The 6090-nt window shown below is 43.7% G+C and carries 11 protein-coding genes; 7 read left to right on the top strand and 4 right to left on the bottom strand.

All coding sequences use genetic code 11. The annotated features are described in order from the left end of the window. Window positions 1-290 precede the first annotated feature (290 nt). A complete protein-coding gene (locus F6K38_RS33245; protein ID WP_009149639.1) occupies window positions 291-542 on the bottom strand; it encodes a hypothetical protein in 252 nt (83 codons plus the stop codon). Between F6K38_RS33245 and F6K38_RS33250 the strand changes: the two genes are divergently transcribed. Beyond that, window positions 532-954 carry a hypothetical protein gene (locus F6K38_RS33250; protein WP_154659892.1) on the top strand — a complete coding sequence of 141 codons (423 nt, stop codon included), beginning with the start codon at window positions 532-534 and terminating at the stop codon, window positions 952-954. The genes F6K38_RS33245 and F6K38_RS33250 overlap by 11 nt on opposite strands. A gap of 18 nt (window positions 955-972) precedes the next feature. Here F6K38_RS33250 and F6K38_RS33255 read toward each other — a convergent pair whose 3' ends face one another. Together F6K38_RS33255 and F6K38_RS33260 are read right to left on the bottom strand one after the other, a co-directional pair. After that, on the bottom strand, window positions 973-1098 hold the full coding sequence (locus tag F6K38_RS33255; protein ID WP_267872032.1) for a hypothetical protein: 126 nt from the start codon (window positions 1096-1098) through the stop codon (window positions 973-975). A 169-nt stretch (window positions 1099-1267) separates the two neighbouring features. Then, window positions 1268-1528: a hypothetical protein gene (locus tag F6K38_RS33260; protein ID WP_143764212.1), complete on the bottom strand. Its 261-nt coding sequence runs from the start codon at window positions 1526-1528 to the stop codon at window positions 1268-1270. 136 nt (window positions 1529-1664) lie between these two features. Between F6K38_RS33260 and F6K38_RS33265 the strand changes: the two genes are divergently transcribed. The 6 genes from F6K38_RS33265 to F6K38_RS33290 all read left to right on the top strand — a co-directional run bounded on the left by F6K38_RS33265 (window position 1665) and on the right by F6K38_RS33290 (window position 4623). Next, window positions 1665-1823, top strand: a complete 159-nt coding sequence (locus F6K38_RS33265; protein ID WP_287255897.1) for a hypothetical protein — start codon at window positions 1665-1667, stop codon at window positions 1821-1823. A gap of 46 nt (window positions 1824-1869) precedes the next feature. Next, entirely contained in the window at window positions 1870-2037 is a 168-nt protein-coding gene (locus tag F6K38_RS33270) for a hypothetical protein (protein WP_287255895.1), read from the top strand. After that, window positions 2038-2280, top strand: a complete 243-nt coding sequence (locus F6K38_RS33275; RefSeq protein WP_131827110.1) for a GNAT family N-acetyltransferase — start codon at window positions 2038-2040, stop codon at window positions 2278-2280. It begins immediately after the preceding gene. Window positions 2281-2601: 321 nt separating this feature from the next. After that, window positions 2602-3177 (top strand): Uma2 family endonuclease, encoded by a 576-nt coding sequence (locus tag F6K38_RS33280; protein WP_044494519.1) that lies wholly within the window; start codon window positions 2602-2604, stop codon window positions 3175-3177. Between the two features lie 25 nt (window positions 3178-3202). Continuing rightward, window positions 3203-3664 carry a DUF29 domain-containing protein gene (locus F6K38_RS33285; protein WP_287252920.1) on the top strand — a complete coding sequence of 154 codons (462 nt, stop codon included), beginning with the start codon at window positions 3203-3205 and terminating at the stop codon, window positions 3662-3664. 302 nt (window positions 3665-3966) lie between these two features. Next, window positions 3967-4623 carry a Uma2 family endonuclease gene (locus tag F6K38_RS33290; protein WP_009149721.1) on the top strand — a complete coding sequence of 219 codons (657 nt, stop codon included), beginning with the start codon at window positions 3967-3969 and terminating at the stop codon, window positions 4621-4623. A 467-nt stretch (window positions 4624-5090) separates the two neighbouring features. On the opposite strand, the gene F6K38_RS33295 is transcribed toward F6K38_RS33290, so the two are convergent. Continuing rightward, a complete protein-coding gene (locus F6K38_RS33295; RefSeq protein WP_009149719.1) occupies window positions 5091-5996 on the bottom strand; it encodes an aspartoacylase in 906 nt (301 codons plus the stop codon). Between the last annotated feature and the right edge of the window lie 94 nt (window positions 5997-6090).

The raw sequence follows: 6090 nt of genomic DNA on the forward strand, positions 1-6090 counted from the left end.
GGTAATAGGTAATAGGTAATAGGTAATAGGTAATAGGTAATAGGTAATAGGTAATAGGTAATAGGTAATAGGTAATAGGTAATAGGTAATAGGTAATAGGTAATAGGTAATAGGTAATAGGTAATAGGGATGCGCTGCATCAAGAGGTGCGACCCGTGGCGAATTTAATAATTAGATGCGGAAAGCGCACCTAACAGGGAATCAGCTTCAAAGAATACTGTACCTCATAACTGTGATCAACGCTATATTACCTTTCATCAACTCAGAAATAACATTAGTATCTAAAATGATCATTGATCAAATAGAGGAGGAGTACGCATTTTATCTCTGGGAATTTGGGTAATTTCTACATCTGATAAATGGGCAAAACGCTGTTTTATTCTCTCGGCAAGATTTAAGGATTTTTTGGAAGTTTCAGCTTTGCTTAAATCTTCGGGTAAATTAGTTTGTTGAGCGACTAACTTAAAAGTCTCAACAATTTCTGTAATGATAGCAATCTGTTTTGGACTTAGCTCACTCACATCGATTACTTTGTTTTCCATCACAAGTTTACTCGTTCGTTTACGTAATGGTATGCCTGATTATAGGCAAGCTATCAGCTATCAGATTATGCCCATAGCGCACACTATAAATTATAATAAAATACCCCTTTGGTGGGCAGTGGGCAGTGGGCAGGGTTGGTGGGCAGTGGCTGATGATATATTCCCCAAGCTTGCCAATTTCGCGATTCTTGCCACTGCCCACCCTACGATTCTACTTGTACCCAGATCACCCCATCTCCCCATCTCCCCATCTCCCCATCTCCCCATCTCCCCATCTCCCCACGTAACAAAACGTGAGAAAAAACCTATTAGACATCTCCAAAAATTAACCTCAAACCCTTGCACTGCCTGGGTCAAAACCGAGTTTCTGGAGATGTCTATTGACACAGCCACAGCCAACTCAATAAGCTAAACCACAGAAAGTTTAATTCTATGGAGATGAAACCATGCCCAAGAAAAAACTAACCCCCAAACAGACCGCTCCTGTTTCTCGTAAGGTGGTGGCAAGGCAACGCTCCTGTTTCTCGTAAGGTGGTGGCAAGGCAATAGTGGGCAAGGCAACGCTCCTGTTTCTCGTAAGGTGGTGGCAAGGAAAAATGAGGGGCAAAATGAGGAGTCAGTCTCCGAGTCTCTCTCCCAGACAGGGCGTGGTGGCGCGTGGCGTAAATAAAAATCCTTTGGCGGGCGACGACGCAGAGTAGTGCCCTTAATTTACCACTATCCGATCAAAATGTCAAAATCCCTTTTTGGTCTCGGATGGCGCGCGATTTGCCTGGATAAATTTCCGAGCTACCTGTGCTACTAACTCGTTTTCGGTTACCACGGGAGCCGTGCCTGGCGGGCATTAGTCGCAGAAGGTTCCACCAAAATGCCCATTCCACGTCTGATGCCCATTCGGCATGCATATCAGTGGGGTGGGCATCCTGCCTGCTTGGGAATATTGATAACCGGCAAGATGCCGGTTCTACGCCTGATACCCGTTCCACCGACTGGGTCAAACAGCAATAATTAGATGCATCCTGAAGTAAAGCGCGATGGCATTTGCTGGCTGCATGACAGATAAATGCATGACCGATAGAGTAAGAAATAGATAAAAAAAAGTAGTTTGGGCTCTGGTGGGCAGTGGCTGATCAGCTCTTCACCAACCTTGCCGATTTCGGTAGCTTGCCACTGCCCACCCTACGATTAATCTCCCGACTCCCGACTCCCGACTCCCGACTCCCGATTCCCGATTCCCGACTCCCGATTCCCGACTCCCGTTCCCCTCCTGGGAGGGGTTAGGGGTGGGTTCCGACTCCCGATTCCCGATTCCCGATTCCCCAAACCAGTGACCACCACCTACTCCCCCCAAGTTACCTATCAGTGGCTCGAAAACTTTGATGCTACTACCTCCTTAGAATACGATGACTACACCTGCCCCAGCATTGCTAGCCACTGGCAATGTGCCAGCCTTTTAGGAGAACTGCTGGGTTTAGCAGCAGTGGAAAAGGATTAAATGGTAGGCTTGCTGGTGGCAGAACTGCGCAAAGACCCCAAAACCGACACCACTACTGCTGTCATTCTTTCCCTGTTCGTCCACCCGGAAAACCGCCGACAGGGGGTTCCAACGGCGTGGCCGTGGTGCCATGCTGATTGCAGAGTCTATCATGGCTCAACTCCAGAGCGATATTCCTTACTATACCTGTGCGGTGGGAGAGAGCAACCAACCCATGCTTCAATTCGTGGATCGTCGCCTTAAACCTTACTTGACGTCATTGACTGAAGCGTATCGGAGTAGTAAGAAGTTAGGGAGTAGGGAGTAGGGAGTAGGGAGTAGGGAGTAGGGAGTGTGGGGAGTGTGGGGAGTGTGGGGAGATGGGGAGATTGGTATTAATGGTAATTATCCTAACATTATATTAGTAAGTAGGGTGTGTTAGCCGCTAGGCGTAACGCACCGGACTTTCCACGTGAACTATGAATGGTGTGTTAGCTGATTAGCTGATTAGCACCTCAAGTAGCGTGCGCGTAGCGCATTAGCTGATAGCTTACGTAATGCACCGGACTTTGCCGGTGAACAATGATGGTACAACTGACCCATAAATTTCAAAGCTTTGATGAGTATTTATCCTACAATGATAACTCAGAAAACTTCTATGAGTTATTTAATGGAGAGTTAATTGAAATGCCTCCAGAGTCGGGAGTAAATGTTGAAATTGCTACGTTTTTATTGATTAGGTTTGCTTTACTGGTAGGTCATCGTAGAGTCCGGGGTCAAGGATTAGAATTAGAAGTTAGAGGTGAACCGAAAAACCGTTATCCTGATTTGACCATTATTCGAGAAGAGCATATTCAACAATTATCAAAGCGTAATACCATTCGCCTCTCTATGTCACCGCCTTTATTAGTGGTTGAAGTGGTTAGCCCAGGAGAGTTACAACGAGAGCGAGACTATATTGCGAAAAGAATCCAATATCAGGATTGTGCTATTCCTGAATACTGGATTGTGGACCCGGAAAGTAAAACTATATTGGTTTTAAAACTGACAGGAACAAGTTATACAGAAGTTGGTAGCTTTTCTGGTGATGAGTTAGTGTTATCTCCTGGATTTAAGGATATTACTTTAAAAGTATCTGGAGTGTTTGATATAGAAAAGTAAGTGATATTTTTATGAACAATTGACTATGAGTAGTATAAATAGTAGTTTAGATTTAAAAAATCTCTACGACATTGATGATGTCCAATGGCTAGAAGAAACGATTAAGCTCCTGAAAAATAAAGAATTTAATCAACTAGATTGGGATAACTTAATTGAGGAGTTAGAGGATTTGGGCAGAGAGAAGAAAAATGCCGTAGCTAGCCTTTTAGAACAAGTTATCCGTCATTTATTATTCCTGCAATATTGGACAAGTGAATATGATTATAATGCAGTTCACTGGCAAGGGGAAATCTATAACTTCAGAATTCAGCTCAAACGTAAACTAACGACTAATCTCCGTAATTATCTAGATAATGAACTGAGTTCTATTTATAACGATGCCTTAGGATTTGTGACGATAAAAACTCAGAATTCCGTAAGTTTACCTCCAGAATGTCCCTACTGTCTTGACCAATTACTGGATATCGAATGGTTGCCGAAGGAATAAATCAGTTTTGAATAGTCGGGAATCGGGAGTCGGGAGCGGTGCGACCCTAGGGCGATTTACTCGCCCTAGGAGGCGCGCACCGAGGGAATCGGGAATCGGGATTATACTTAAGCTACAGGCAAAACGCTATAATTAGTAATTAGCAATTAATCAAAGTTTTATCAGCAATAAAATTCTGCATTCTCCCCATCTCCCTATCTCCTCATCTCCATCTCCCCATCTCCCCATCTCCCCATCTCCCCGCGCCCCCGCCCCACTCTTTCCCTGTTCCCTGTTAAATAACAAGTAAAGTAGAGCCAAAAATGATCACATCAACTGCCACAATTACTCGGGACCCGACTATTCCTCCTTTAGAAAATGGGGATCAACTAACCCTTGCTGAATTTGAGCGTCGCTATTCCGCTATGGCTGATTTGAAAAAAGCCGAATTAATTGAAGGAATTGTTTACATGGCATCTCCTGTACGAGCAAAAAAACATGGCAAACCCCATTCTCGGATTATGACATGGTTAGGAACCTATGAAGCAAGTAGACCAGGAGTAGAAACACTCGATAACACAACTGTGCGCCTAGATGCTGATAACGAAGTGCAACCTGATGCGTTATTGAGAATAGAACAAGATGGACAATCAATCATTACTGAGGATGATTATGTAGAAGGTGCGCCGGAGTTAATCGTAGAAATTGCGGCTAGCACTGTTTCTATTGATTTACATAAAAAATTAAACGTTTATCGTCGTAATGGAGTACAAGAATATTTGGTATGGCGAGTTGATGATGGTGAATTTGATTGGTTTCGGTTAAGGGAAGGGGACTATACTCAACTGGAAACCAATCCTGAGGGCATACTTTGTTCAGAAATTTTCCCTGGATTATGGTTAGATAAAGCGGCGTTATTAGCCGGAAATTTAGCCAAAGTTTTAGAAATATTGCAGCAGGGATTACAGAGTCAGGAGTAGGGAATCGGGAGTCGGGAGTCGGGAGCGGTGCGCGACCCAAGGGCGATTTACTCGCCCTAGGAGGCGCGCACCGAGGGAATCGGGAGTCGGGATTCTACTTAAGCTACAGGCAAAACGCTATAATTAGTAATTAGTAATTAATCAAAGTTTTATCAGCAATAAAATTCTGTATTCTCCCCATCTTCCCATCATATCATGTCCGGTTGAATACTTATACTAGGGGCAAAAACAAGGCAGAAGTCAGAAGGCAGAAGGCAGAAGGCAGAAGTAAAGGAGTAAGGTTTCAAGGGATAAAGTTTTTTATAACTAATTATCCGAACCTGATATCACCCCATCACCCCATCACCCCATCACCCCATCACCCCATCACCCCATCACCCTATATCTTTCCCGATTCCCGATTCCCGATTCCCGTTCCCCTCCTGGGAGGGGTTAGGGGTGGGTTCCGATTCCCGATTCCCTGTTCCCTACTCCCTAACTATCTCTTTTTTAGTCAAACACATCGCTACTCCTTTTTCATAGTAGGCAACTTCATTAATAAATACTGGCCAAACGGTGGCTTCTTCTTCATAGTAAATTGTGGTGCCATCGAAGGTAAGAAACATGGGGTCACCAGGATTAAGTTCTTGATAATCTCTGCCCTGGAGCTGAGGATGAATCATACCTTCTAGTTCACCAGCTTCGTTTCTGGGATAGTCAACTACTTTTAAATAGTGATAAATGGTTAGAGGATAAGTGTTTGATAATAGTTTACCGTTATTATAGTCTTCAATATAATCTAACGTGGCGTGAATTAAGGCTTCAGTTTTTTGAAAAATAGCGCCCTTGAGACTAGCTGGTGCAATGGGACCGACTTCAATACAACACCCGAAGTTAGATAGGGATCTTAGAAAGGTATTTTCTTTACCTGGTTCAATGGAACTATAAACTCTAACTAAGGGGTCAAGGGAACTCAGATAAGCAGCGAGTTGCAAATTAAAGGGGTCGTTGTTGACGAGAATTATAGTAAACCCCATATTAGCACTGGTACTGTGCAAATCTAGAATAAAATCTACCTTGGAATTGCCTTTTGGCCCTAGGGTTTGAGCTATCTCTTTGGCTCTGGTTTGTTCATAGAAAGAAAGCTCGGAATTTTCCAGGTCACTTTTAGCAAAGCAGCGGTTTAAGTCTGTATCAATATATCTCCTGGCAGCTTGAAAGGCTTGGGGATTACCGATCAGTGTCGAGGTTTCAAAACTAGGTCTAGTGATTAATTCTGGAAACTTATCAAATTTTTTGACTAGGTATACACCGGTAAATTCATTACCGTGGGTTCCTCCTACAATGGCGACTTTGTTAATAGTTTTACGGTTGTTTGCTTCAGAATTACTCATGGGTGGTTGGTATATGGATCTAATTTAAGGGAATCGGGAATCGGAACCCACCCCTAACCCCTTAGGGGTGGGTTCCGATTCCCGATTCCCTACA

The organism is Moorena sp. SIO3B2 (assembly GCF_010692525.1).
Taxonomy (GTDB): Bacteria; Cyanobacteriota; Cyanobacteriia; order Cyanobacteriales; family Coleofasciculaceae; genus Moorena; species Moorena producens.